The following is a 24,351-nucleotide window of genomic DNA, read 5'->3' as shown; positions in this document are numbered from 1 at the left end:
CGGTTGCATTGCCGGCACCGCTGCCGCGCCGCCAGAAGCCCAGGCCCATGCTGTGGCGGCTGCAGAGCCTGCTGTCCAACTACCTGCCGCTGCTGCTGATGGCCGCGCTGGCCAGCGCAACCTGGTGGCTGGTGAAGAACACGCCGCTGATTGACGCACCGGGCGAGGTCGCGGCACCGCGCCATCTGCCCGACTACCGCATGGCCAACTTCGAGATCCAGCGCATCGGCGCCGATGGGCGGCTGCATGTGCAGATCGCCGGCGCCGAACTGCGCCACTACCCGGACACCGACACCGTCGAGATCGACGAGGTCCGCGTGCGTGCCATCGGGCCGGACGGCAGCCTGGCCATCGCCGACGCCAAGCGCGCCCTCAGCAATGGCGACGGCAGCGACATGCAGCTGCTCGGCAACGTCCACCTGCGCCGCCTGCCACCCGGCGCCGGCGAGAACGCGCCGGCCCAGCTCGAGGTGCGTGGCGAGTTCCTGCAGGCCCTGTCCAACAGCGAGATCCTGCGCTCGCACCTGCCGGTCACCATCCGCCAGGGCAGCTCGACGCTGCACGCGCAGAACTTCGAGTACCGTCACCTGACCGGCCAGGTCCACTTCACGGGCAGGGCGCAGGGGCAAATCGTCTCCAAGGCCCCGAAATGAGCGAGCTGGTCTTCATCACCGGCGCGTCCAGCGGCATCGGCCAGGCCCTGGCCCTGCGCTACTACCGCGACGGCGCACGCCTCGCACTGGTCGCGCGCCGCACCGCCGAGGTCGAACGCTGGGCGGCCGAGCAGAAGCTCGACGCGGCCCGCTTCAATGTCTACGGCGCGGACGTTGCCGACCTGGACGCCATGGCCCGCATCGGCCGCGAGTGCATCACCGCGCAAGGACTGCCGGATGTGGTCATCGCCAATGCGGGCATCAGCATCGGCATGGACACGGCCCACTTCGACGACCTCGAGGTGATGCGCCGCACCTTCGAGACCAACAACGTCGGCCTGGCCGCGACCTTCCATCCCTTCGTCGCGGCGATGAACGGGCGCCGCTCGGGCACGCTGGTCGGCGTCGCCAGCGTCGCGGCCATCCGCGGCCTGCCGGGGCATGGTGCCTACAGCGCCAGCAAGTCCGCCGTCGTCGCCTACTGCGAAAGCCTGCGCGGCGAATGCCGCCCCTTCGGGGTGAGCGTCGTCACCCTGCTGCCGGGCTATATCGACACACCGCTGACGCGCGGCAACCGCTACAGCATGCCCTTCCTGATGCAGGTCGACGACTTCGCCGACCAGGCCGTGCGCGCCATCCGCGCCCAGGTCAGCTACCGCGTCATTCCGTGGCAGATGGGTGTGCTGGCCAAGCTGCTGCGGATATTGCCCAACTGGCTCTACGACCGGGCACTGGGCAGCCGGCCGCGGAAGAAGCGGGCGAGCGAATAGGGCTGTTCACGGCCCGCGCGCCGTGGCTACACTGCGCGCCTTCGACCCGAGAGCTGCCGTTGCAGCCGAGGAGGACATCATGGCCAAGGTGCTTCACCCCTGCTAAGCCCGCGCGCTGAACATCGTTTCAGCGCCGCCCGCTCGCTGCTGCGCGTCCACCGCTGACGGCGCCAGCCCATTGATTCCTGCGGCCCCGTTCGGCGGCCGACCTCGGACGAAATTCATGATTTTTCGCCTTCTCGGCTCGGGCATGGCCCTGGGCCTTTGCGCCCTGGCCCTGCCCGCCTGGGGCAACACCCCCGAACTTCAACACCCCACCGCCCTGCGCCTCGCAGCCGGCGAAGCCACGCCTGTCATTGACGGGCAGCTGGATGACGCGGCCTGGCTGCGCGCGCCCGTCTACGAACGCTTTGCGCAGTTCCTGCCCGCCGACAAGCAGGCCGCGCGCTGGCGAACGACGGTGCAGGTTCTCGTCACCGAGGACGCCCTCATCTTTGGCATCCGCGCCTGGGACCCCGAACCCAGCCGCATCCGCGCCCCGCTGGCCCGACGCGACCAGGTCAAGGCCGACCAGGACTTCGTCTCCGTCTTCATCGACCCCGTCGGCCATCGCCGCACGGCTCAGTACGTGCGAGTCAGTGCGGCCGGCGGCGTCGAGGACGGCCTGTTCGCGGCCGAAGAGGACACCGAGGACTCGGCGCCAGACTTCGACATCCATGCCGCCGCGACCCGCCTGCCCGACGGCTACAGCATCGAGCTGCGCTGGCCCATCGCGGCGCTCAGGTTCCCGCACGACGGCGGTGCACCCTGGCGCATCATGGTCGCGCGCAACATCCCGCGCGACGACCGTACGCTCAACGTCAGCTCGCCGGCTCTGAACAAGGACGCGCTGAGCTTCATCGCCGAGTTGCAGCCGCTCGATGGCCTGGGCGATCTCGTCGAACAGGTGCGCGAACGCAGCTTCATCGGCTTTCGGCCCGAGCTGACAGTGCGCTCGACGCGCGACAGCAGCGACGAGAGTGGCACCCGCCGCACGCGCAAGGCCTCGCTGGGCGCCGAGTTCAAGTGGCGGCCGCGCGCTGACTGGGTGCTGGACGCGACGCTCAATCCCGATTTCTCCCAGGTCGAACTCGACGCGCCCCAGCTCGCCGGCAACACGCGCTTTGCGCTCAGCGTGCCCGAGAAGCGCCCCTTCTTCCTGGAGAGCGCCGACGTCGTCGGTCCGACCCAGCCCGACGAATCGGGCGAGAACCGCAGCCTCGCGGCCTTCTACACGCGCGCCATCACCGACCCCGACTGGGGCCTGCGCGCCACCTGGCGCGGCGCTGGCGCCGAGGCCACGGCCCTGAATCTGCGCGACGCCGGCGGCGGAACGGTGTTGCGCGCCGGTGCCTTTGCGACGCGCAGCGGCGTGCAGCCACGCGGCTCCCAGGCCAGCTTCGCGCGCGGCCGCACGCAACTTGGCGACCTCGGCCTGGCGGGCCTGGTGTCGCTACGCGACTTTGGCAAGGGGCTGACGACTCAGGTCATCGGCAGCGACGCTGTCTGGCGTGCCGGCGACAGCGACCAATGGCGCGGCCATCTGCTGCTGTCCGATACGACGCTGGGCCTGGACGCCGACGGCCAGGTACTGCGCGTGAGCCGCGAACGCGGCCACCGCGCCTGGGCGGCCTGGCGCCACCGGGATGCCGACTGGGCGGCCAACGTCAACATCGAGGAAATCAGCCCGCGCTTTGCCAATGACAACGGCTTCGTCAACCAGAGCGGCATTCGCCGTGCGTCGGCCTTCGGCTATCTGCGCCTGGGGCCACGGGAGTTCGCCGGCATCGACATGCATGACCACGAGGCGCAATTGAAGCTGCAGGAGACGCGCACGCTGGCCGACCCCGTGCTCGGTGTTGCGGCCGGGCAGGTGGTCGACCGCCTCTTCCAGCCAGGCTTCTGGTTCGCCGCCGCACGCAACACCGGCGTTTGGGGCCATGTTGGCCTGGACAGCCACCGCGCTCGGAGCGGCGGCCCGCTGCATGCGACGCGCACGCTGCTGATCGGCATCGAGTCCAACCCGGGCGAACTGCTGAACTACGTGGATGCCGAGGTGGAATGGGGCCGGCGCCTGGACGTCGATGCCGATCGCGTCGGCCTGGGCGCACAAGCCCAGATCCACGCCCAGATGCGCCTGCCGCTGCCCGCCGGGTTGTGGCTGGAGTTCGAGCAGCGCTTCGGCCTGGCCTGGATTGACGCGCCCGACGGGCGCCGCGCCTTCACGGACCGCAGCGCCCAGAGCTTGGTCGTCTTGCACCTGAGCCCGCGCGATTCCCTTCGGCTCATCCAGCAGCAGACCCGCTTCAACCGCCGCGCCGACACCGGCACGACCTTGGCTACGCAGGACGACAGGGCGCGGGTGCTGTCGGTGATGTTCCAGCACCGTGTGGGCCTGAGCCGCATCATCAGCCTGGGCCTGAACCGGGCTCGTGAACAGCCAGGTGCCGTGCGCGCCAGCGAGGTTTTCGCCAAGGCGACGCTGGGGTTCTAGAGATGCAGCCCCAGAAAAGACAAAGCGCCCGAAAGGGCGCTTTGCTCAGATCTCTTGCGAGGCTGTGGGATCAATAGCCGCCGGAACGGCCACCGCCGCCGTAGCCACCGCCGCCACCACCGTAGCCGCCGCCACCGCCGGAGCGGCCACCGCCGCCGCCGCCATAGCCGCCGCCACCGCCGGAGCGGCCACCGCCGCCACCACCGTAGCCGCCACCACCACCGTAGCCGCCGCCACCGCCGCTGCTACCGCCGCCGCCGTAGCCGCCGCCGCCGGAACGGCCACCACCGCCGCCGCCGCCGTAGCCGCCACCACCACCAAAGCCGCCACCGCCGGAACGGCCACCGCCGCCGCCGAAGCCGCCCGGACGCTCTTCACGAGGACGAGCCTCGTTGACGACGATGGCGCGGCCTTCGAGGGCCTGGCCGTTCATGCCGTTGATGGCTGCTTGCGCCTCAGCGTCCGAACCCATTTCGACGAAACCAAAACCCTTGGAACGGCCCGTCTCGCGGTCCATCATGACCTTCGCGGAGGTCACCGTACCAAATTGACCGAACGATTCTTGCAGCGATTCGTCACGCACGCTGTAGGCCAGATTGCCCACATAAAGCTTGTTTCCCATGGGGAAGCCCTTCTCTACTCAAAACCAAAAAACCATGTGGAGCTTCAACCCTACGTGAACCATTCAAGCGAAGGTGCGGCGTCCAGACACAGGCAATTGATTATGGTGGCGGGGTAAAGAGATTGCGGAACGCCACTCCGGCAAGTGTTGTTTTTCAGAGCTAGCACAAACCCTGGCGCCTGGGAGCCATCACGGTCCCGTCATCGATACCATCGCCCCGCCCCACCCGAATTCATGACAACCAGCCTGCTCGTTCCCCTCACCCGCGTGCTCGCCAGCGTCGACGCGCCGCGCAATCTGCGCGCCCTCTATGCACTGCTGGCCGGTTTTTGCGCCGCCGGCCTGCTGCTGGCCATGGCCCAGTCAGCCTTGGCGCGCGATCAAGGCCTCTTGAGCGCGCTCTGGGTGGGGCTGGCCTTGGCTGTCGCTTTTTTCAGCGTCAATGCGACGGGTCTGATGCTGATGGACCAGGCGCGCGGCCTGCCCGTGCGCGACCCTCAGGACGCGCTCTCGGACGCCCTGCGCAGCGGCCATCGCGTGCTGCTCGCCCTGTTGGCCTGCCTGGCCCTGGCCGGCGCGGCCGCCCTGGTGCTCGCCGGGCTGCTGTGGGCGACGCATTGGCCGGTCGTCGGCGCGCCTCTGCTGGCCGTCGTGCTGCCGGCTGGCGTGCTGGTGCTGGGCGGCATCAGCTTCGTCCTGGTCGTTCTCGTCGGACCTCTGGCGGGGCCAGCGGTGTGGGCGGGGCGGCGCAGCGCCGGCGTGCTGGTTTTTTTGCGCGAGCGCCTGCGTCACGGCCTGCCCGAAACGGCGCTGCTGATGGCCGCCGTCTACCTGATGACGGCGCTGGCCACGGCGGCCGTCAGCTTCGTCGTCGTCAGCGGCGGGCGGATGGTGGCCGGCCTGGCTATCCTCGGCGCGGGTGTGGAGCTGCCCGCCAACCAGTTGCTGGCCGGCGTCATGGGCTTGGGGCCGCGCGGCCTGGGAGCCAGTGGCGTGCCGCTGCAGGGCGGCGCGCTGGGCCTGGCTGCATTGATCGGCGGCGGCGTCGTGTTCGCCATCGCCCTGGTGCTGCCGACCCTGGTCTGGCTGCGCGGCTGCTGTGCCGTTTATCTGGCAGTGACCGAAGCGGAATGACGTCGCCCCGAATCGCGTCGCTCGTGCCAAGCGCGACGGAGACGCTGGTCGCCTTGGGGCTGGGCCATCGCTTGGTGGCCCGGACCGGTTTTTGCATCCACCCCGCCGAGGTGGTTGCCACCGTTGCCAAGGTGGGTGGCACCAAGGACGTGAACCTGGCCAAGCTGAGAAAGCTCGCGCCCACCCATGTCATCGTCAACGTGGACGAGAACCGGCTGGAAACCGCCGAAGCGCTGCGGGGGTTCGTGCCCGAGGTCATCGTGACCCACCCGAGCCGGCCCGAGGACAACCTGGCGCTGTTCGAGCAGTTGCGCGCTGCCTTTGCCGACGAGCCGGGCGTCAACGAACGCGCCGCGGCGCTGTCGGCCGAGTTCAACGCCGCACTGGCCCGCTGCCGCGAGCGGGTCTGGCCCGGCGAGAACGTGCTCTACCTGATCTGGCGCGACCCATGGATGACGGTGGCGCGCGACACCTATGTCTCGACGCTGCTGGTTGAAGTCGGCTGGCGCACCTGGCCCGACGTGCTGGGCGGCGAGCACGGCGCCGGCCGCTACCCTGCGCTTGCGGGCGATGAAGCCTGGCTTCGCGACATCGACCGCGTGCTGCTGAGCTCCGAGCCTTATCGCTTCGGTGCTGCGCATATCGCCGCGGCGCAGGCGCTGTGCCCGCAGGCACGCGTGCAGTTGGTCGACGGCGAACTGCTCAGCTGGTGGGGTTGCCGCGGCGCGGCAGGGCTGGACTATCTGCGCACCCTGCGCGAACACGCAGAGGCTTGAGTTTTTCGGCCTTGACAGCATCGGGGCCCGCCACAATCAGTCGCCATGGACATCTACAAGCCCCTCGTCGCGCTGTTGGCCATCGTGAATCCGGTCGGCGTGGTGCCCTTCTTCATCCACTTCACGTCCGCCTTTTCGCGCACGCAGCGGCGCAAGACCATCCTCGTCAGCGCCAGCACGGCCGGCATCGTCATCGCCTTGAGCGCGCTGTTCGGGCTGAAGATCATCGAGTTCTTTGGCATCTCGCTGGCCAGCTTCCAGGTGGGCGGCGGCTGCCTGCTGCTGATCAGCTCGCTGCAGATGCTCAACGCCCAGCCGGCCGAGGCGCGCAAGGAGGATGTGTCGGAGGGCAACACCAAGGCCGACGCCGGCGCCAGCATCGCCGTCGTGCCGCTGGCCATCCCGCTGCTGACCGGCCCGGCCACCATCTCCACCATGGTCATCTACGCCGACAAGACGCGCGTCTGGTGGGAGCTGGCCGTGCTTTGCGGCTATGGCGTTGTCGTCGCCCTCGTCACCTTCGTGGTCTTCTCCGCGTCCAGCAAGATCGCCAAGGTGCTGGGCCAGACCGGCATCAACATCATGACGCGGCTGATGGGCCTCATCCTTGCCGCGCTGGCGGTGGAGCTGCTGGCCGACGGCCTCATCAAGCTTTTCCCGGTGCTGGCCGCACGAACCGTGGGGTGACCACATGAGCCTGTTTGACCTGCCTCCCATCTGGATGGCGCCGATGGCCGGTGAGGCGTCCAGCGCCGCGCTGGTGGCCGCAGTGAGCGCAGGCGGCGGCTTCGGCCAGCTCGGCGCGGCCTACCTGACGCCGGCACGCATCACCGAGATTGCCGCCGACATCCGCGCGCGCACTGACCAGCCCTTCGGCATCAACCTGTTCTGCCCGCAGCCCTGGCTGCGCGACGACAGCGCACTGGACGCCTACCTCGCCCGCCTGGCCGCCTGGCACTCCGAACTGGGCCTGCCGGCGCCGGCGCGGCCGGAGCGCTTCGAGGAGGACTTCGACACCCAGCTTGAGGCCACCATCGCCGCACATCCCGCCGTCATCAGCTTCGCCATGGGCGACCCCGGCGTGGCGCGCGTGGCGGCGTTGAAGGCGCAGGGCTTCACCGTGCTCGGCACGGCCACGCAGGTGGCGGAAGGCCTGCTGCTGCAGGCCAGCGGTGTGGATGCCGTCATCGCCCAGGGCTACGAAGGCGGAGGCCACCGCGGCGGCTTCCTGGGCAGCGCGGAAGGCGCGCTGATCGGCACGATGGCGCTGGTGCCCCAGCTCGTCGACGCGCTGGATGTCCCGGTCATCGCTGCCGGAGGCATCGCCGACGCACGCGGCGTTGCGGCGGCGCAGGCGCTGGGCGCCAGCGCAGTGACGGTCGGCACGGCTTTTCTGCTGGTCGACGAATGCCCACTGTCGCCGCCCTACCGCGCCGCCCTGCTGGCCGCGAGCGACGCCGATTCGACGCTGACGCGCGCCTTCTCCGGCCGCCTGGCGCGCGGCGTGGCCAACCGCGTCACGCGGGAGCTGGAGGGCATCGTCCTGCCCGCCTTCCCGCAGCCCAACGCGGCCAGCCGACCGATGCGCCAGGCGGCGGCCAGGGCCGGCCGGGCTGACTTCATCAGCCTCTGGGCCGGTCAGGCGCTACCGGTCAACCGTGCGCCGGGTTCGGCTGCGCAGCTCGTCGCGAGCTTGGCCAAGGGTTGGCGCACTTGATTCTGCTGCTGGAAGACGACCCGGCGATTGCGGACACCGTCGCGTTCGCGCTGCGGCGCGAGGGCTTCGTCGTCGAGCACTGCGCCTGGCTGGCCGAGGCCCGCGAGCGCCTTCGCGCGGCACCGGCGCCCGAGCTGCTCATCCTCGACATCGGCCTGCCCGACGGCCATGGCCTGGACCTGTGCCGCGAGCTGCGCAATGGCCCGCTCTCCCGCCTGCCCGTCATCGTGCTGAGCGCGCGCAGCGAGGAGATGGATCGCGTGCTCGGCCTGGAGCTGGGCGCCGACGACTACCTCGCCAAGCCTTTCAGCCCGCGCGAGCTGGTCGCCCGCGTGCGCGCCCTGCTGCGCCGCGCCCAGGCCGCGCCAGCGCCAACGCTGGGCTTCACGGTCGACGGTACGCGAGTCAGCCTGGACGGCGTGCCGCTCAACCTCACCAAGCTGGAGCTCGGCCTGCTGACGCATCTGCTGCGCGCCCCGCAGCGCATCCACAGCCGCGACGCGTTGCTGGACGCCGTCTGGGGCAGCAGCGCCGAAAGCACAGACCGCACCGTGGACACCCACATCAAGACGCTGCGCGCCAAGCTGCGCGAGGCGGCACCGGCGCGCGACCCCATCAAGACGCATCGCGGGCTGGGCTATTCACTGGAACCATGAGCAGCCGCCAACCGCCCATGAACACAGCCACAGAGGCACAGAGACACAGAGGACAAGCCTGCTTCTCCGTGTCTCTGTGCCTCTGTGGCTTTGTTCGGAGTTCCTGACGTGCGGCTGGGGCTCAGAGTCTTCTTCGGCTTCTTCCTGATCGCCGGCCTCAGCGCAGTGCTACTGCTGAAAGTCTTCCTGGCCGAGGTCAAGCCAAGCGTGCGCGAGGTCATGGAAGACCTGATGGTGGACACCGCTCATCTGATGGCCGAGACCGCCGCCGATGAGATGGGCGCCAACGGCCTCAAGCCCGACAGCCCTCTGGCCGCGCGCCTGCAGCGCTATGTGAAACGCGAGGTCGACGTACCCATCTGGGGTTTGCGCAAGCAAAGCCTGGACCTGCGCATCTATGTGACCGACGCCCACGGCCGCGTCGTGCTTGACTCCGGCCAGCCCTCGGCCGTGGGCCAGGACTACTCGCAGTGGCGCGACGTGGCGCTGACGCTGCGCGGCGACTATGGCGCGCGCTCGACGCGCTATTCCGCGGACGACCGCAGCACCATCCTCGTCGTCGCCGCGCCCATCCTCAAGGACGGCCGCACGCTGGGCGTCGTCAGCGTCGCCAAGCCGGTGGCCAGCGTGCAGCGCTTCATCGACCGCGCCGAGCGCCGCGTGTTCTGGGCTGGCGCCGCACTGCTGGCCGCCAGCCTCATCGTCGGCGTGACGGTGACGCTGTGGCTGGTCGCCTCGGTGCGGCGGCTGCGCCGCTATGCCCAGCAGGCCCAGGCTGGCCAGGCCATTGCGCCGCCGGCCATGCCAGGTGAATTGGGCGATCTCGCCCATGCCATGGACGACATGCGCCGTCGCCTCGAAGGCCGTGAGCAGCTCGAACACGACGTGCGCGCACTGACGCATGAACTGAAGAGCCCGCTGGCCGCACTGCGCGCCAGCGGCGAGCTGCTGCAGGACGAGCTGCCCGCCGCCGACCGCCAGCGCTTCGCCGCCCAGGTTCTTGACCAGACCGCGCGGCTGCAGACGCTGGTGGAGCGCGTGCTGGCACTGTCGCAGCTGGAGGCCCAGGTCGGGCCGGGCGAGCGCCAGCGGATCACCTTGGCCGATTGGGCCGAAGGCCAACTCGAGCGGCAGGCGTCACGCCTTGCGCAGAAAAGCTTGAGCGTCACCTGGACGGCGCGCGAGGAAGCGGTCGTCGAAGTGGACACGGCGCTGCTGGAGCTGGCCCTGGGCAATCTGCTGGTCAACGCCATCGACTTCGCTCCGGCGGGCTCGACGCTCGAACTGGCCGTCACCACGACACCGGTGACCGCACGCCTGGCGCTGCGCGACCACGGCCCGGGCGTGCCGGCGGCGGCTTTTTCACAGCTGGGCAAACGCTTCTTCTCGACGGCGCGGCCGGGCAGCTTGGTCAAGGGTTCGGGCCTGGGCCTGGCGATTGCACGGCGCGTGGCGGAGCTGCACGGCGGCGGGCTGGCCTTCGAGGCGGCGGAACCGGGGTTGCGGGTGACGCTCGTGCTGCCTCGCTGACTTCACACAGGCTTCACGCACTTCGTCGCCTCCTCACCGCCGCTGGCGATGCTGGCGGGCATGAAGCTCAACCCCACCTTCTCCAAGCTGGCCATCCTGGCCGTCATCACCGCCGTGCTGTGCATCGTGCTCACCCAGATCGGCGGGCTCGTGCACGAGCGCCAATGGCGACAGCGCGAGGCCGCGCAGAGCGTCGAGCAGTCGCTTGCCGGCCCGCAGGCCTTCGCCGGGCCGCTACTCGTGCGCGACTGCAAGGAAAGCTGGGTCGTGCCGGGCGTGGACAAGAAGAAGGACTCCATCGAAACGCGTGACTTCCAGCTGATGGCATCGCCAACCACGTTGAAGATCGACGGCGGCGTGAGCCCGGAAGTGCGGCACCGCGGTCTCTTCAAGGTGAACACCTACCTCGCCCAGCTGAACGTGGAGGCGCGCTGGGAACGGCTCACCGCATTGGCTCCGCGAGCCGAACACCCGAACGGGCGGCTGAGCTGCGGCGACCCCACCGTGGTCATCGCGCTAAGCGACCCACGCGGCATCCGCACCGCCGAATTGAAGCGGGATGGCGGGACCCTGGCCGTCCTGCCCGGCAGCGCACACCCGACCCTTCACGGTGGCTTGCATGCGACGCTGGCCGAACTTCACACGGACGAGCCCTTGGTGCTTTCGCTGAAACTCAGCCTCGTCGGCAGCCAGCGCCTGGGCATCGTGCCTGCCGCCGGCGATACCCACGTCGCCTTGCAATCGAGCTGGCCGCACCCCAGCTTCACTGGCCAGTTCCTGCCCATCGAGCACCAGATCGGCGTCAGCGGCTTCTCCGCGCGCTGGCAGGTCTCGTCGCTGGCCAGCACGGCGGTAGCCGATGTGCAGGCCGGCCATGCCTTGCCCGACCTCTCGGGTGGTGGCGCGCTGGAGGCGCCCTACCCCGACGGCGGCAAGGTGGTCAAGGGGGGTGGCCTGGACGTCCTCGCCGTCGAGCTGATCGACCCCGTGAACCCCTACGTCATGAGCGACCGTGCCATCAAGTACGGCCTGATGTTCATCGCGCTAACCTTCGTCACCGTCGGCCTGACCGAACTGCTGACGGGCCGGCGCGTGCACCCGGTGCAGTACCTGCTGGTCGGCCTGGCGCTGAGCCTGTTCTTCCTGCTGCTGCTCAGCCTGTCGGAGCATCTGCCCTTCCTGGTTGCCTACCTGATCGCGGCCGGCGCGGCGGCCCTGGTGCTGACGCAGTACGCCGCGGCCATGCTGGGTGGCTGGCTGCGCGGCGCGGCGTTCGGCGGCGGCATCGCGCTGTTGTACGGCGCGCTGTATGTGCTGCTGAGCCGCGAGCAGACGGCCCTGGTGATCGGCGCCGTGCTGCTGTTCGCCGTGCTGGCCGCGGTCATGACACTCACGCGCAAGCTTGACTGGTATCGCCTGGGCAGCGCCGCCGCCGAGTGATTTACGCTAGGGGCTGCATCTCACCCCCCAAGCACGCCCCGTTAGCGCTCAATGTCCCGACAAGGTTTCGACTACATCATCGTGGGCGCCGGCACCGCCGGCTGCCTGCTCGCGAACCGGCTCAGCGCCAACCCGGAGAAGCGCATCCTGCTCATTGAGGCCGGCGGCAAGGACGACTACCACTGGATCCACATCCCCGTCGGCTACCTCTACTGCATCGGCAACCCGCGCACCGACTGGTGCTTCAACACCGAGGCCGAGGCCGGGCTGAACGGCCGCAGCCTGCGCTACCCGCGTGGCAAGGTGCTGGGCGGCAGCTCCAGCATCAACGGCATGATCTATATGCGCGGCCAGAGCCGCGACTACGAACACTGGGCCGAGGCGACAGGTGATGACACCTGGCGTTGGGAGCGCGTGCTGCGCGCCTTTCGCAAGCACGAGAACCACTGGCGGCTGGACACGCCCAAGACCGCACCCGAGGGTTTTGCCGCCGTGCACGGCCACAAGGGCGAGTGGCGGGTCGAGCAACAACGCCTGCGCTGGCCCATCCTCGACGCCTTTGCCGCCGCCGCCGCCCAAGCCGGCATCCCGGCCACGAGCGACTTCAACGCCGGCAACAACGAGGGTGTGGGCTATTTCGAGGTCAACCAGAAGAAGGGCTGGCGCTGGAACACGGCCAAGGCCTTCCTGCGGCCGACCACCTTTGGGCGGCCCAACTTCGAGCTGTGGACGGGCGCCCAGGTGCGCAAGCTGCGCCTGCTCAAGGATGACACGGGCCTGCGCTGCAGCGGCGTCGAGGTGCTGACACCTCATGGCGTCGAACAGCCCTGGCTCAACGTCGGCGGCGAGGTCATCCTGGCCGCTGGCGCCATCGGCTCGCCGCAGATCATGCAGCTGAGCGGCCTCGGCCCGGCCGACCTGCTGCAGAGCCTGGGGCTGACGGTCGAGCAGCACCTGCCGGGAGTGGGCGCCAATCTGCAGGACCATCTGCAGATCCGTGCCGTCTACAAGGTGGACGGCGCGAAGACGCTGAACACGCGCTCGGCCTCGCTGCTGGGCAAGGCCATGATCGGCCTGGAGTACGCGCTGCGCCGCAGCGGCCCGATGAGCATGGCGCCCAGCCAGCTCGGCGCCTTCACGCGCAGCCACCCCGACAAGGTCTGGCCCGACCTGGAATACCACGTGCAGCCGCTGTCGCTGGATGCCTTTGGCGAACCGCTGCACGGCTTCAACGCCTTCACGGCCAGCGTCTGCAACCTCAACCCGACCAGCCGCGGCACGGTGCTCGCCACCTCGCCCGACGCGACGGTGGCGCCGGCCATCCGGCCCAACTACCTGTCCACCGAGGCGGACCGTCACGTCGCGGCCGAAAGCCTGAAGCTGACGCGCCGCATCGTGTCCCAGCCGGCGCTGGCCAGCTTCAAGCCCGAGGAATACAAGCCGGGCCCGCAGTACCAGACCGACGAGGAACTGGCGCGGCTGGCCGGCGACATCGCGACGACCATCTTCCACCCCGTGGGCACCTGCCGCATGGGCCGCAAGGACGACCCCGGCGCGGTGGTCGACTCGCGGCTGCGCGTGCGCGGCGTGAGCGGCTTGCGCATCGCGGACGCGAGCGTGATGCCGACGATCACGAGCGGCAATACGAATTCGCCGACATTGATGATTGCGGAAAAGCTGGCGGGGTGGTTGGCGCAGTAGCCGTTCGGCGCACCGACCTGGGCCCCAGTCACCGCGCTCAGCCCGGCGTCGCCTCGGCGCGCCGCATCGGCAGCGTGACGCGGAACGTCGTGCCGCTGCCGACCTGGCTGTGCACGTCGATGCGCCCGGCGTGCTTTTGCACGATGCCGTAGGACAAGGACAGCCCGAGCCCTCTGCCCTGGCCGACCGGCTTGGTGGTGTAGAAGGGCTCGAAGATGCGCCCGAGCACTTCTTGCGGCATGCCGCAGCCCGTGTCGGCCACTTCCAGCCACACATGCGCGTCGCCTTCACAACCGGTTCGAAGCGTGATCGTGCCGCGCACCCCGCTATCGATCGCATGGGCTGCGTTGACGACCAGGTTCAGTACCACCTGGTTGATCTGCGACGGCATGCAGTCGACTTCCGGCAACCGGCCGAACTCCCGCACCAGGTCGGCCTTGTGCTGCACTTCACCAGCGACCAGGTTGAGCGTGGATTCGATGCCCGCGTGCAGGTCGACGCGCTGCCATTCCTGCCCGGCGTCGACGCGCGAGAAATCCTTCAGGTCCTGCACGATCTGGCGAACCCGCATCAGGCCCTCGCGCGACTCCTGGATCAGCGCCGGCATATCGTCGTGCAGATAGTCCAGGCCCACCTGCTCCCGCTGTGCTGCAAGCGATGCGGCCAGGCTCGCGGGCAGCTGGTCCTCGGCCGCGCGGTAGGCGCCGAGCAGCCCGAACAACTGTTCCCGGTAGGTATCCAGCGTGCCGTGGTTCGCAAAGACATAGCCGATCGGGTTGTTGATCTCGTGCGCCACCCCGGCGGCGAGCTGCCCGATGGACGCCAGGCTCTGCGATTGCACCAGCTGGGTCTCCAGCTGCTTGCGCTCCGTGATTTCCGCCTGCAGCGCCGCGTTCGCCTGCGTCAGCTGGGTGGTACGCGCGGCCACCGCGGCTTCAAGTTGATCGATCTGCGCGGCAGCCTGCTGCGTGGCCTGCCATTTCGCAGCCAGCGCGTTGGCCAGCTGGCTCACCTCGATGTTGTCGAAGGGCTTCTTCAGGATGAGCAGCCGGCCGCGGGTGTCCAGGCGCTGCAGCACCTCCTCCCATGAGGCGTCGGAGTAGGCGGTGCAGAAGACCACCTGCAGCCTCGGGTCGGCTTGCCAAAGGCGCTCGACCGTCTCCACGCCATCCCACCCGGGCGGCATGCGCATGTCGACGAAGGCCACCGCATAGGGCCGGCCCTGCGCCAGCGCCTCGACCACGCGGGCCAGGCCTTCCTGGCCCTGGTAGGCCGAGTCGAGCTCGAAGGGCTGGGCGGCTGCGGTGATTTCGTCGCCGAACAATGCCGCCTTGGCGGCTTCCAGCGCCGACGCGGCGCCGAGTTCGGGCGCGAGGATCTTGCGGAAGTCCGCATGGATCGTCGGCATGTCGTCGACCAGCAGGACGCGACGGTTCTCGAAGGAGTTCATGCCTGGGTGTCCGTGGCAGCGGTCAGCGGTAGTTCAAGCGTGAAGGTGGCCCCGGTTCCGGGGCCGTCACTGTGGGCAGTCAGCGTACCGCCCATCTCCTGAGCTGCCAATACGCAACTGTGAAGGCCAAAACCGTGGCCGTCCTGCTTGGTCGTGAACCCGTGCGCGAAGATGCGCGTGAGATTCTCCGGCGCGATGCCGCAACCGTTGTCGGCAACAGCCACCTGGAGGCGATCCCCTTCAACCGCCCGTACCCGCACCACGATGCATTGCCCGACGTCGGGCGGCGCCTGCAGCACCGCATGGCGCGCGTTGCCAATCAGGTTCACCAGGATCAGCAGCGTGCGGTGCTTGTCCAGCATCAATGCCGGCACATCCTCGAACTCGCGCTCCACGCGCAGAGGGCCGATGCCGCCGGTATCGATGCGCAGCGCATCCTCGATCAAGTCGGTGATGCGGGTCGATTCGACCATGCTGGACGCGCCGGCGTAGGACTGCTGCGTCGCCACGATTTCCTTGATGTGGCGCACGCTGCGCGTCAGCGCCGCCAGCTCGTCAAGGATCTGCTGGCGCTCCTCGGCCACCGCCACCGAGAGTTGCTTCAGATAGCCTGGCAGCAGCCGCCCGCGCGCGTCGCGGGTGAGGTAGTCGCCCAGGTCCTGCGCATGCGCGTCCAGCAGCGCCACCGCGCGGGCCAGCCCTGCGGCCTCCGAACCGCGGACCTTGCCACTGATCAACTCGGCCGACACATTGACGCTGTTGAGCACATTGCCGACGTTGTGCAGCACGTTGGTGGCGATCTCGGCCATGCCCGACTGGCGCGCGTTCTCCAGCGCCTGCTTCTGCGCCAATTGCTGCTCGCGCGCCTTGCGCACCGCTTCGGCCGCTTCCTCGCGGCGAAAGAAGAAGTGGCCGGTCGTCAGCAGGATCACGATGATCGGCGTGGCCGCGACGACGACGACGATGCCCGACTGCCGGAAGCTGAGGAACAGCAATGTCGCCACCGAGGCGTTGCCCGCGTAGGCGATGCCAAGCCAGCCGAATGCGTCGACGAATGCCCGGACCGACAGCGGCTCGTTGCGCTTGAGCCGTGGCACGGCCGTGGCCATCACGGTGTTCAGCACGAAGTAGGCGAGCGCAAACAGGATCGCGCCCAGCAGGATCAGGCTGTCGCTCTCCAGCTGATGGCTACGCAGTTCGCCCAGTGCCACGTGCAGCACCGTGCCGGCGCTGAACATGGCAATGGCCGCCATCGCGGGGCTGGCGATGCGGCTGGTCCAGCGCTTGGAGGTGCGCCAGGCGCCGACCAGCGCTTCCGCTGCCGACGCCACGGCCGCGGCCTCCGGCCCGTTCAGCAGCAGCAGCAGGAAGATGAAGATCTCGCCAGCGGTGAACGAGTTCGTTGAACGCGGAATCCGCACCGGCACCAGCCCGGCCAGCATCGCCAGCAGCGTGCCGCCCACCACGCGCAACCAGGCATCCGGCGAAAGGCTCACAACGTGGCGCAACGAGTGCGCGAGCACCACCACACCGATGCAGACCACCGCCCACCAATACACCGCCGCCTTGCGGTTGTAGTCCGGCATCAGTGCCTGATGGACGCGCCGAGGCCAGCTCACTCCGGGCTCGGCGCCTGCAGCAACCATCATCGTTCGCCGGTGCGGGCAACTTCGCTGAGCACGACACCCTCGCTGAGCACCACGCCCTCGCTCAGCACGACACCCTCGCTGAGCACCACGCCTTCGCTCAGCACCACGCCTTCGCTGAGGACGACCCCTTCGCTGAGGACCACACCCTCACTGAGGACGACGCCTTCGCTGAGCACCACACCGCTGCCCGATGCCAGCCAGCCGGAAAGCGTCGCGGTGGGGACGAAGACGCCCGTGCGACCCAGCAGCGAACTGCGGCCGACCAGCGAATTCAGCGTGATGACGCCGTCGGTCAGGAAGCGCTGCCCCGTCGGCACGGGAGACGCCGTGATCGTCGACAGCGCCGCGCCGGGGCGGATCTGGACAGTAACGCGCGTCGCGCTGCCGCCCACCCAGAACAGGCCCGGGTCGTACACCGGCTGGTAGCGGGTGAAAAGCGCGCTGCCGCTGTAGAGGTGGCGCCCGCCGGCGAAGATGATGCGACTCCAGGGCACCGACTGACCGCCGATGATCGACACCGGCGCGGGCATCACCTGGCCCGGCGCCAGCAGCGGCGCACCCGCCGCGATGCGGCCGCTGGCGATGACCGTGGCGAGATCGCTGCGCAGCGCACCGGCCAGCCGCACCGCGCCGTCGACGTTCAACAGGCCCGCGCCCTGCTGCAGCAGGTTGGCGCCCGGCAGGGCCTGCGCGGTGTACTGCAGGATCGCCTTCACCAACGGGGGCGTCAGGCCGGGGTTGGCCTGCAACATCAGGGCCACGGTACCGGACACCACCGGCGCAGCGACCGAAGTGCCGCTCAGGTCCATCAGCTCGCGGCCCCGCGGCTGCGCCGTGCCGCCATAGGGCGCCGACAGCGAGGGGAAGTCCGTGGCGAGCGTGCTGCCGGCCGCCATCGGGCCGACGATGCGATTGCCCGGAGCCACCAGGTCCGGCTTGAGCAGGTTGTCGGCGACGCGGCGCCCGTCGGGCAGGAACAGGCCGCCGCGGGTGGGCCCGCGGGAACTGAAATGGTTGACTGCGTCGTCGCTGCGCGAGGCCGTCGCCTGCGTGTTGGCCGACCCCACGGTGATGACCGAGGGCTCGTTGCCCGGCGAGCTGATCGTGCCGTAGCGCTCCTGGCCGGAAGCGTCCGTGCCGTAGTTGCCGGCGGCAACGACCACCACGAGGCCGGCTGCGCTCGCGCCGCGCAGAGCGCCGCACAGCGGGTCGGTCCGATACGACTCGGTCGAATCGGCGGCAAGGCTCACGTTGAGCACGCGGATGTTTTGCTGCTTCGCATGCGCGATGACCCAGTCGATCCCGGCCAGCACATCGCTCAGCTCGCCTTCGCCGCGGCTGTCAAGCACCTTGACGTCGACCAGCGAGGCCTGGGTGGCGATGCCGCTCGACTCGGGCAGACGCGACGTCGAGCGGCCTGCGGCGACGCCCGCGACATGCGTGCCGTGGCCATATGCATCCGCCCCGCCCGCCGCTTGGGGGCGTTCATCGAGCGCCGCGTCGGATCGGTCGACGCCGGGCTGCCAGGCGCGGCCCGCGCCGCCTTGCGTCACCTTCTCAAAGTCGACGGCGCGTGCGACCCGCGAGCGCTGGCCATCGGTGAACGCGGTGTGGTTCCCAGCGATGCCCGAATCCAGCACGGCGATGGCGACGCCCGAGCCGTCCAGGCCCCGCGCCGCGCCGATCGTGGCGGCACGCACGTCGGCTGCGCCGGTGGAGGCCTCGGTCAGGCTGAACGTGCGGGCCGCGCGCCGGTTCGGCGAGATGCTCTGCACGTCCGGCCGCGCAGCGAGCGCGTCAACCTTGTCAACGGGCAAGGTCACGAAAAGCGCCGGCACCGACTGGTAGCGCCAGTAGACGGTGCCTCCCGCCGCCACGACCGCGCGGCGGAGCTCGACCAGCTCGGCGTCCCGCCCGTCGCTGACGACCAGGGTGTGCACGTAGCGGCGACCAGCCAGTTCCTGTTGCCAGCGCTGGCGAGGCGCAGCGGCCGAATCGACGGCCTGGCGCAGATCGGCGGCAATCTTGTCGCGCGGCGCTGCTTGCGCCAGTGCAGGCCACAGCAATGCAGCCAGCGTCAGCAGCAGCGCAAGCGCCGCGTGCAGGCGCCACTCGATCAGAACTACGAATCGAAGAGGGAGCGTGGTGGACTTCATGGACAGCTTTCGTTGTTGCGCTGATTCCTACGCACACGCCCGGTCGGGCGTCGCGCCGCATCCCGGCGACGGAAGAGCTGCCATGTCGACGGCGACCTGCCGGCGGCTTGTCCTTGGCAACCCCGCTGTCGTAACCCGCCAGGCGGGCCTTAGACCGGAAGCTTTGCGACCCCGGCTTTCGCTCGGGTGTGCCTTTGTCATCAGTGAAAAAGAATGTATTTGAAATCGCAGCGACGCGTTGTGAACAAGTGGCGCTTCCGGCAGCGCCGGGTGACCGTTACACATCGACGGTTCGGTCATGAATGCAGCACCGCCCAGATAGGAAGTCATGCGCCGATCGACGCAAGCCATGTTGGGGTGCCCGGGCCTCAGTCTTGCGCTGCAGCAGCTGACGCTGGCGGCGGCCGTAGTACCAGACCGACGAGGAACTGGCGCGCGATATCAACAACCATCTAGCCCGTGGGCACCTGCCGCATGGGCCGCAAGGACGACCCCGGTGCGGTGGTCGACTCACGGCTGCGCGTGCGCGGGCTGCGCATCGCGGATGCGAGCGTGATGCCGACGATCAAGAGCGGGAACACGAATTCGCCGACATTGATGATTGCGGAGAAGTTGGCGGGGTGGCTGGTAGCGTGAGCCGCGCCTGGTCGGCGCGTTCCGCCACAGCGCACCGGGGCCGGCGCACTAACGCCCCCCGTTGCCGGTAGCCAGCACCGTCCCCGCCTCACCTTCGATCCAGGCCGTCTTGCTGTCCACGGTCTGGATGCGCCACAGGTCGCGGTCTGCTTGTGTGGGCTGTCTGACCCACGTCTTGCCGCCATCCGTGGTGGCAACAACCATGCCTCCACGGCCCACCGCCCATCCGTTGTTGGCATCGGCGAACGCAATGTCAGCGAACTGCCCGCTGACGCCCGTCACCTCGGTCCAGGTGGCGCCAGCGTCGTCCGAACGGTACAAGCCGAAGGTTTGCGCGGACCACCAGGTCTTGGCATCGCTCGCGATGACTTTGCTGCGCGTGTTGAACGGCGATTCAACGTTGGGCGCGAGAACCGTCCAGGTCTGGCCATCGTCCACCGTACTTGCCAGCAACGTGCCACGTCCATAGATGACGATCTGTCGCCCGTCTCCGAAGAACAGCCCACCTACGCTCACCGTCTGCGGCGGTGACAGGGTCATCCACGTCTGGCCGCCATCGCGGGTAAACACCAGCCCGCGCCGATCGGTCGGCTCGCCCCAGCCACGGTTGGCGTCGACGAAGTCGAATCGCACCAGGCCCCCATGAACTAGCTGGCCATCACGCCATGTGGCGCCGCCATCCGACGTCTTGTACAGGCGGCCGTCGCTCTGCAGCATCCAGCCGATCTTGTCGTCGACGAAGCGCAGCGCCGTGTTGGTGGCCGTGGAGGGCAGGCCTGTGCTCGGCTTGGTCGTCCAGGTTCGCCCGCCATCGCTCGTCTGGCGCAGTTGGCCCGTCGCATCCAGACCAAGGCCGCGCTTGGCGTCAAGGAAGGCGAGTTTCATGGAGTACCCGCCAAACCAGGGCGACGAGGGAAGGTAGTTGGGCAGTGGAGCGGCATCGACCGCGATCGTCCAGTTGCGTCCTCCGTCGGTCGACAGGAAGGCGCGCCCGGTGCTGTCCTGCATGCTGAAGACGTTGCCATCGACCTGACGAAGGCGCTTGAAGGCCGCATAGGTGGGTTTGCTGAGGCCCTCCACCGATGCGGAGGACCATGTTTGCCCTCCGTCACCGCTCCAGGCCAGACCGCGTTCTGCGTACTCGCCTCCCAATTCGGATGGCCGCCAGATAAAGGGGCCCTGTGACGGCACCAGCACCGTCGTGCCGACGGCCAGGGCTCCCTCGCCGGTGGCGCCCAGCGCAGGCAGCCGCACGGTGCTCCAGTGCGTTCCGCCGTCGTTGCTGGAGATCAGCGTCCGATTGTCGAGGCTGGCCAGCAGCACCTGGTCCGCTGCGCTCGCCCGGATGATGCTCAGCCTGTTGCCCACCGGCATCGCGGCGCCATCAAGGGTGCTCGGGTCGACGCGGCGCCAGCTGTCACCGCCGTCAAAGCTCAGGAGGAGCGTATAGGTTGTTACCCAGCTCACCGTGGCCGGGTCGAACGTCGACAACACCCATCCGGCAGCCACGGTCTGGTCGTCGACCAGGTTGAAGAACGCGCTACCGCCATTGCCATGAGCCAACAGGTCGAGCACGACCGTGCTGGTCCGTCCGAAGTCCGTGGAGCGTCTCAACTCGGCACCGGAGAAACCCCAGAACGTCCCGCGCGATGAAATGTCGCTGAGAAAAAAATCGTGCCGCGCCCAGGTTGCGCCCCCATCGGTCGTGTGCAGGCCCGTGGTGCCGACGATAGCGATCTGATCGTCGACCGCCACCAGCCGACTGCCAAAGCCGGCTCGCAGCGCAAGGGGCACGGGGGCCGTGCGGCTCCATGTCTCCCCACCATCGGTCGTGCGGAGCAACGTGGGCTCGTCACCCATGACCCAGCCGTGCTTCGCCGAAGCGAAACTGACGGCCCTCAGCGCTTTCGTGGAACCGCTGGCCTCAGTCGACCAGGTGACGCCGCCATCCGTGCTCCGGGACAGCTCGCCATGCTCTCCCGTCACGAACAGCGAGGTCTTGGATGCAAAGAAGCTGTCGGTGTGCACATTGCCATGCGGTAACGGCTGCTGCCAGCACCAGCCGCCATCGCCTGTCTTGGAGCATTGCAGGCCCCTGACGTTGTTCAGGTTGGTGATGCTGACGCGGACGACCTCCGTCTTTGAGGCGCCTGCAGCGTTGCTCACTGTGAGCTTGACGTCGTAATCGCCACCCTTGGCGTACTGATGCTTCGGACTGGTCTCGGTGCTGGTCTTGCCGTCACCGAAATCCCAACCAAAGCTGAGGCCCGGCGTCGAGGGCGCGCTGCTGCCAAACTGGAGCTCACTGGTCGACTCGGCCGTCGCCGGTGCCGTGACGCTGAGGGTATCTGGCAAAGGGGTCGGCGGTGTGGGAGGCTCGCCGCCGCTCCCACCACCGCCGCCACATGCGCTCAGCAGCGCCGCTGCAACCAGCGCACCCCACCAGCTCGGCAATTTCCTGTTCAGTGTTTTCATTCGCACTCTTCGGCTGATATTTGCTAATCAGTCTATCCGTGCAATAGGGCACGAAACGATGTGTCTATTTCCCGTCAGTTAGCAAAAGGCCAAGCAAAGCATCACGCTGCAGACACGGCCGGCTAGGTGCGGCCGGCATGCAATCTCCGTGAGGCCGACGGCCGCGACAATCACGGCATGCCGTCTGATCGTTCCCGCGTCCTCTCCGTCATCCCGCCGATGACGCAGCTGAACACGCCCTACCCGTCCACCGCCTACCTGACGGGCTTCCTGCGCTCACGCGGCATCGATGCGCAGCAGGTGGACCTGGCGCTGGCCCTGGTGCTGGAGCTGTTCACACCCACCGGCCTGGCCCAGCTGCATGAAGCCGTGCTGGCCCTGCCCGAAGGCGAGCGCACGCCGCAGACGGCCTGGTTTGCCGCCGAGTTCCCGGCAATAGCTGCCGCCACGCCGCGCGTCCTCGGCTTCTTGCAGGGCCGCGACCCGACGCTGGCGCATCGCATCAATACCCGCGCCTTCCTGCCCGAAGGCGCACGCTTCGCGTCGCTGGACGCCTATGTCGACGAGGACGGCGGCGACCCGCTCGCCTGGGCGTTTGGCGCCCTCGGCTTGCAGGACCGCGCGCGCCACCTCGCAACCCTCTTCCTGAACGACCTCGCCGACGTGCTGCGCGACGCCGTGGATGAACGCTTCGAGTTCGTCCGCTATGCCGAATCCCTGGCCGCGGCCCAAGCGCATTTCGACCCGCTGGCCACCGCCCTGGCCGCTCCGCCCAATCTCGTCGACCGCACGCTGCACACGTTGACGCTGGCCGCGCTGGAACAGCACCAACCCGAGGTCGTGCTGCTGTCCGTGCCCTTCCCCGGCTCGGTCTACGCCGCCCTGCGCATCGCCCAGACGATCAAGGCCGCACGGCCAGAGGTCGTCTGCGTGCTGGGCGGCGGCTATGTGAACACCGAGCTGCGCGAACTGGCCGAGCCGCGCGTCTTCGACTTTGTCGACTATGTGACGCTGGACGCCGGCGAGCGGCCACTGCTGGCGCTGCTGGAGCACGTCGCCGGCAAGCGCTCCAAGACGCGCCTGGTGCGTACCTTCTGGCGCGACGGCACGGAGGTCAGGTACACCAACTTCGTCGAGCCCGACATTCCCTTCGATGACGTCGGCACACCGACCTGGGACGGCCTGCCGCTGGACCGCTATCTGTCGCTGCTGGACATGCTCAACCCGATGAACCGGCTCTGGAGCGACGGCCGCTGGAACAAGCTGACCGTGGCTCATGGCTGCTACTGGAAGAAATGCAGCTTCTGCGACGTCAGCCTGGACTACATCTCGCGCTACGAGGCCGCGTCGGCTTCAGTGCTGGTGGACCGCATCGAGGCCATCGTCAAGGAGACGGGCCAGACGGGCTTCCACTTTGTCGACGAAGCCGCGCCCCCGAAGGCGCTCAAGGCTCTGGCCGAGGAGCTGATCCGCCGCGGCGTGGCCATCAGCTGGTGGGGCAATATCCGCTTCGAGAAAACCTTCACACCCGAGCTCTGCCAGCTGCTGGCCGATAGCGGCTGCATCGCCATCTCGGGCGGGCTGGAGGTGGCATCGGACCGGCTGCTGAAGCTGATGAAAAAGGGCGTCAGCATCGAGCAGGTGGCGCGCGTGACCAAGGCCTTTGCCGACGCCGGCGTGCTGGTGCATGCCTACCTGATGTACGGCTTCCCCACGCAGACAACGCAGGACACCGTGGACGCGCTGGAATACGTGCGCCAGCTGTTCGAGAACGGCTGCATCCACAGCGGCTTCTTCCACCGCTTCGCCTGCACGGTGCATTCGCCCGTCGGACTGAACCCGGCGGAATACGGCGTCACGCTACAGCCCCTGCCCGCCGATGGCCGCTTTGCGAAGAACGACGTCGCCTTCATCGACCCCACGCCCACCGACCACGACGGCCTGGGCCAGGGGCTGAAGAAGGGCCTGTACAACTTCATGCACGGCATCGGCGTGGACAGCGATATCCGCAGTTGGTTCCCGGTGCGCGTACCCAAGACGACAGTGCCGCGCCGCTTCGTCGAGCGCGCCCTCGCGACAATCACCTGATGTACACCTCCACCTTCACCTTCGCCAAGGGCGACTACGACGCCGATTTCTTCGCGCTGGACGACCGCATCGCCGCCATCGCCCGCGCCATTCCCGGCTACCTCGGCGAGGAAGCCTGGGAGAACGCAGCGAACGGGCTGATCTCCAACGTCTACTACTGGGACTCGATGGAGGCCCTGCAGCAGCTGATGAGCCACCCCGCGCACCGCGAGGCCAAGCAGGCCCAAGCCAAATGGCTGAGGGGCTACCAGGTGGTCATCGCCGAGGTGGTGCGCACCTATGGCGATGGCGGCATCGCCCATCCGCTCGCCGAAACCACGCCGGCCCACTGACTTTTGTGCAGTGCACAATCGCCGCATCCAGCA

18 protein-coding genes, 1 pseudogene and 1 riboswitch are annotated in these 24,351 nt (G+C 68.6%); of the genes and pseudogenes, 14 read left to right on the top strand and 5 right to left on the bottom strand.

Annotation, left to right across the window (positions count from 1 at the left end; translation table 11 throughout):
* Positions 1–47 precede the first annotated feature (47 nt).
* From lptC to ASC91_RS02860, 3 genes are all read left to right on the top strand, one after another.
* On the top strand, positions 48–653 hold the full coding sequence (lptC, locus tag ASC91_RS02870) for an LPS export ABC transporter periplasmic protein LptC (RefSeq protein WP_056192618.1): 606 nt from the start codon (positions 48–50) through the stop codon (positions 651–653).
* On the top strand, positions 650–1,423 hold the full coding sequence (locus ASC91_RS02865; RefSeq protein ID WP_056191875.1) for an SDR family oxidoreductase: 774 nt from the start codon (positions 650–652) through the stop codon (positions 1,421–1,423). The genes lptC and ASC91_RS02865 overlap by 4 nt, the downstream gene beginning before the upstream one ends.
* Positions 1,424–1,646: 223 nt before the next feature.
* Positions 1,647–3,956 (top strand): DUF5916 domain-containing protein, encoded by a 2,310-nt coding sequence (locus ASC91_RS02860; RefSeq protein WP_157281045.1) that lies wholly within the window; start codon positions 1,647–1,649, stop codon positions 3,954–3,956.
* Between the two features lie 70 nt (positions 3,957–4,026).
* On the opposite strand, the gene ASC91_RS02855 is transcribed toward ASC91_RS02860, so the two are convergent.
* On the bottom strand, positions 4,027–4,578 hold the full coding sequence (locus ASC91_RS02855) for an RNA-binding protein (RefSeq protein ID WP_056191871.1): 552 nt from the start codon (positions 4,576–4,578) through the stop codon (positions 4,027–4,029).
* Between the two features lie 234 nt (positions 4,579–4,812).
* Here ASC91_RS02855 and ASC91_RS02850 point away from each other — a divergent pair, with 234 nt between their 5' ends.
* The 8 genes from ASC91_RS02850 (at position 4,813) to ASC91_RS02815 (ending at position 13,532) form a co-directional block, all read left to right on the top strand.
* Positions 4,813–5,712 carry a hypothetical protein gene (locus ASC91_RS02850; protein ID WP_056191870.1) on the top strand — a complete coding sequence of 300 codons (900 nt, stop codon included), beginning with the start codon at positions 4,813–4,815 and terminating at the stop codon, positions 5,710–5,712.
* Positions 5,709–6,488: a helical backbone metal receptor gene (locus ASC91_RS02845; RefSeq protein WP_056191868.1), complete on the top strand. Its 780-nt coding sequence runs from the start codon at positions 5,709–5,711 to the stop codon at positions 6,486–6,488. Before ASC91_RS02850 ends, ASC91_RS02845 begins: the two co-directional genes overlap by 4 nt.
* 45 nt (positions 6,489–6,533) lie before the next feature.
* The gene (locus tag ASC91_RS02840; protein WP_056191866.1) at positions 6,534–7,175 is read left to right on the top strand and encodes a MarC family protein; all 642 of its coding nucleotides are present in this window, start codon (positions 6,534–6,536) and stop codon (positions 7,173–7,175) included.
* 4 nt (positions 7,176–7,179) lie between these two features.
* The gene (locus tag ASC91_RS02835; protein ID WP_056191864.1) at positions 7,180–8,205 is read left to right on the top strand and encodes a nitronate monooxygenase; all 1,026 of its coding nucleotides are present in this window, start codon (positions 7,180–7,182) and stop codon (positions 8,203–8,205) included.
* A complete protein-coding gene (gene creB / locus ASC91_RS02830; protein WP_056191863.1) occupies positions 8,193–8,861 on the top strand; it encodes a two-component system response regulator CreB in 669 nt (222 codons plus the stop codon). The genes ASC91_RS02835 and creB overlap by 13 nt, the downstream gene beginning before the upstream one ends.
* Before the next feature lie 108 nt (positions 8,862–8,969).
* Complete coding sequence (gene creC / locus ASC91_RS02825) at positions 8,970–10,391, top strand: two-component system sensor histidine kinase CreC (RefSeq protein ID WP_056191861.1); 1,422 nt, start codon at positions 8,970–8,972, stop codon at positions 10,389–10,391.
* A 60-nt stretch (positions 10,392–10,451) separates the two neighbouring features.
* On the top strand, positions 10,452–11,831 hold the full coding sequence (gene creD / locus ASC91_RS02820; RefSeq protein ID WP_056192615.1) for a cell envelope integrity protein CreD: 1,380 nt from the start codon (positions 10,452–10,454) through the stop codon (positions 11,829–11,831).
* A gap of 51 nt (positions 11,832–11,882) precedes the next feature.
* Positions 11,883–13,532 (top strand): GMC family oxidoreductase, encoded by a 1,650-nt coding sequence (locus ASC91_RS02815; protein ID WP_056191859.1) that lies wholly within the window; start codon positions 11,883–11,885, stop codon positions 13,530–13,532.
* A gap of 37 nt (positions 13,533–13,569) precedes the next feature.
* Here the strand turns inward: ASC91_RS02815 and ASC91_RS02810 are convergent, their stop codons facing one another.
* Genes ASC91_RS02810 through ASC91_RS02800 form a run of 3 tightly spaced genes read right to left on the bottom strand, consistent with a single transcriptional unit; the run spans position 13,570 to position 18,787 of the window.
* Positions 13,570–14,982 carry an ATP-binding protein gene (locus tag ASC91_RS02810; protein ID WP_056191856.1) on the bottom strand — a complete coding sequence of 471 codons (1,413 nt, stop codon included), beginning with the start codon at positions 14,980–14,982 and terminating at the stop codon, positions 13,570–13,572.
* Positions 14,979–16,568, bottom strand: a complete 1,590-nt coding sequence (locus ASC91_RS02805) for a sensor histidine kinase (protein WP_235531788.1) — start codon at positions 16,566–16,568, stop codon at positions 14,979–14,981. Before ASC91_RS02805 ends, ASC91_RS02810 begins: the two co-directional genes overlap by 4 nt.
* A gap of 59 nt (positions 16,569–16,627) precedes the next feature.
* A complete protein-coding gene (locus ASC91_RS02800) occupies positions 16,628–18,787 on the bottom strand; it encodes a S8 family serine peptidase (RefSeq protein ID WP_056191853.1) in 2,160 nt (719 codons plus the stop codon).
* 112 nt (positions 18,788–18,899) lie between these two features.
* A riboswitch (cyclic di-GMP riboswitch) is annotated at positions 18,900–18,990 on the bottom strand.
* 253 nt (positions 18,991–19,243) lie between these two features.
* Here ASC91_RS02800 and ASC91_RS28675 point away from each other — a divergent pair.
* Positions 19,244–19,423: pseudogene (locus ASC91_RS28675) on the top strand (GMC oxidoreductase); the annotation flags it as partial.
* Between the two features lie 48 nt (positions 19,424–19,471).
* On the opposite strand, the gene ASC91_RS02795 reads toward ASC91_RS28675, so the two are convergent.
* Complete coding sequence (locus ASC91_RS02795) at positions 19,472–21,898, bottom strand: YCF48-related protein (RefSeq protein WP_082532358.1); 2,427 nt, start codon at positions 21,896–21,898, stop codon at positions 19,472–19,474.
* 177 nt (positions 21,899–22,075) lie between these two features.
* Between ASC91_RS02795 and ASC91_RS02790 the strand changes: the two genes are divergently transcribed.
* Entirely contained in the window at positions 22,076–23,986 is a 1,911-nt protein-coding gene (locus tag ASC91_RS02790; RefSeq protein WP_056191848.1) for a radical SAM protein, read from the top strand.
* Positions 23,986–24,318: an antibiotic biosynthesis monooxygenase gene (locus tag ASC91_RS02785; protein WP_056191846.1), complete on the top strand. Its 333-nt coding sequence runs from the start codon at positions 23,986–23,988 to the stop codon at positions 24,316–24,318. Before ASC91_RS02790 ends, ASC91_RS02785 begins: the two co-directional genes overlap by 1 nt.
* Positions 24,319–24,351 lie beyond the last annotated feature (33 nt).

The sequence above is a fragment of the Pelomonas sp. Root1237 genome (assembly GCF_001425055.1).
In the GTDB taxonomy this organism is placed as follows: domain Bacteria; phylum Pseudomonadota; class Gammaproteobacteria; order Burkholderiales; family Burkholderiaceae_C; genus Pelomonas.
The sequence above is the reverse complement of the archived record's forward strand: the minus strand, read 5'-3'. Positions and strand labels throughout refer to the sequence as shown.

Bases quoted from the DNA above. Each gene is read 5' to 3' on its own strand.
- ASC91_RS02845 (WP_056191868.1), top strand. From the start codon at position 5,709: ATGACGTCGCCCCGAATCGCGTCGCTCGTGCCAAGCGCGACGGAGACG.
- ASC91_RS02815 (WP_056191859.1), top strand. From the start codon at position 11,883: ATGTCCCGACAAGGTTTCGACTACATCATCGTGGGCGCCGGCACCGCC.
- creD (WP_056192615.1), top strand. From the start codon at position 10,452: ATGAAGCTCAACCCCACCTTCTCCAAGCTGGCCATCCTGGCCGTCATC.
- lptC (WP_056192618.1), top strand. From the start codon at position 48: ATGCTGTGGCGGCTGCAGAGCCTGCTGTCCAACTACCTGCCGCTGCTG.
- ASC91_RS02840 (WP_056191866.1), top strand. From the start codon at position 6,534: ATGGACATCTACAAGCCCCTCGTCGCGCTGTTGGCCATCGTGAATCCG.
- ASC91_RS02785 (WP_056191846.1), top strand. From the start codon at position 23,986: ATGTACACCTCCACCTTCACCTTCGCCAAGGGCGACTACGACGCCGAT.
- ASC91_RS02865 (WP_056191875.1), top strand. From the start codon at position 650: ATGAGCGAGCTGGTCTTCATCACCGGCGCGTCCAGCGGCATCGGCCAG.
- ASC91_RS02860 (WP_157281045.1), top strand. From the start codon at position 1,647: ATGATTTTTCGCCTTCTCGGCTCGGGCATGGCCCTGGGCCTTTGCGCC.
- ASC91_RS02800 (WP_056191853.1), bottom strand. From the start codon at position 18,787: ATGAAGTCCACCACGCTCCCTCTTCGATTCGTAGTTCTGATCGAGTGG.
- ASC91_RS02790 (WP_056191848.1), top strand. From the start codon at position 22,076: ATGCCGTCTGATCGTTCCCGCGTCCTCTCCGTCATCCCGCCGATGACG.
- ASC91_RS02855 (WP_056191871.1), bottom strand. From the start codon at position 4,578: ATGGGAAACAAGCTTTATGTGGGCAATCTGGCCTACAGCGTGCGTGAC.
- ASC91_RS02795 (WP_082532358.1), bottom strand. From the start codon at position 21,898: ATGAAAACACTGAACAGGAAATTGCCGAGCTGGTGGGGTGCGCTGGTT.
- ASC91_RS02805 (WP_235531788.1), bottom strand. From the start codon at position 16,568: ATGCCGGACTACAACCGCAAGGCGGCGGTGTATTGGTGGGCGGTGGTC.
- ASC91_RS02810 (WP_056191856.1), bottom strand. From the start codon at position 14,982: ATGAACTCCTTCGAGAACCGTCGCGTCCTGCTGGTCGACGACATGCCG.
- ASC91_RS02835 (WP_056191864.1), top strand. From the start codon at position 7,180: ATGAGCCTGTTTGACCTGCCTCCCATCTGGATGGCGCCGATGGCCGGT.
- ASC91_RS02850 (WP_056191870.1), top strand. From the start codon at position 4,813: ATGACAACCAGCCTGCTCGTTCCCCTCACCCGCGTGCTCGCCAGCGTC.